At 48.1% G+C, this 1061-nt stretch carries 1 protein-coding gene; it reads left to right on the forward strand.

The annotated features are described in order from the left end of the window. Window positions 1–262 precede the first annotated feature (262 nt). Window positions 263–496 carry a hypothetical protein gene (locus tag AC0QH1_RS23835; RefSeq protein ID WP_324633877.1) on the forward strand — a complete coding sequence of 78 codons (234 nt, stop codon included), beginning with the start codon at window positions 263–265 and terminating at the stop codon, window positions 494–496. Window positions 497–1061: the final 565 nt, after the last annotated feature.

Consider the following 1061-nt stretch of genomic DNA (forward strand, 5'->3'; position numbering starts at 1 on the left):
TCAATCACCTTTTATCTCTCGCCAATGAAACGCCTTTGCTACCGACATTTCTGCATGATGCAAGTCTGCCCTCACGGTATGTTAAGCCCCTTTCATTTGGGTCAAAGAGTTGGTGATAGGAGTCTATCATATCATTGCGGCTAAAGCCTCGCCCGTCGCTTGGTAGCCCCGTCTCTTTAGAGCGGGGCTACCAAGCTCCCGAGTTTTTTTCGTGTTTGATTCTACGCTTCTTAGATAAATTTTATCAATACCGGAGGTTGCTATGACTTCACCTGACCCCAATCAATTTACCTCAGACCCAGCCCCACTCCAGAAGTCTGATGTTAAGATTCCCTCAGAAATTCTGCTCAGCGTCCTCACCCCGCCCCTGTTACTGACGCTATGGGGGGGCAAAGCGCTCTCGGAAATTCTCCAGTCCCTCGGTTACGCCAGCGAAGAAGTTTTTCGCGGCGATCGTCTCCCCGTCCTGAACTTTCCCCACCGCGAACCCGATTAATTCATTGGTCATTGGTCATTGGTCATTGGTCATTGGTCGCTGGTCAATGACCAATGACCTATGTCAGGGTTTGTTGGTCCAATGGTATGGGCGGAAATACCTTCTGAGCTGTTGCGAACTTCCTGCCGATTGGTTTGGCCTGGAGGGTTCTTGTTTTCCTCTCGTCGCCTGTTTCGTAGCCTGCTTCCTTATTCTGGCGGCGTTTTCTGAGTCGAAGTGGTATAATAAATTCCAGCTGTGCGATTCGTTCTCGCAAAAGTGGAAGGTAAGTACCTAAAACGAAAAGCGGGGCAAGGAAAATAGCCTCCTAAGGCTAAAAACCCCAGAAAACGTAAAGTCTAACGGTTGGCCAAAAATAAAACGGTGTAAACTGATACAAAATAGCCAATCAAAACCTCGGAAAACTGAAGGCTAAGAGAATTTTACAATTCTTCACAAAAGTCTGTACAATCCGACGGAAAACTGGGAAACCTTGACAACTGAATGCTGATGGTGGTGAAAGCCCACCCCATGAAGTGTGTCATGTGAAAGCACCTCCCCCACGGTAGCGACTGGTCATCAATCC

The organism is Phormidium sp. CCY1219 (assembly GCF_055795085.1).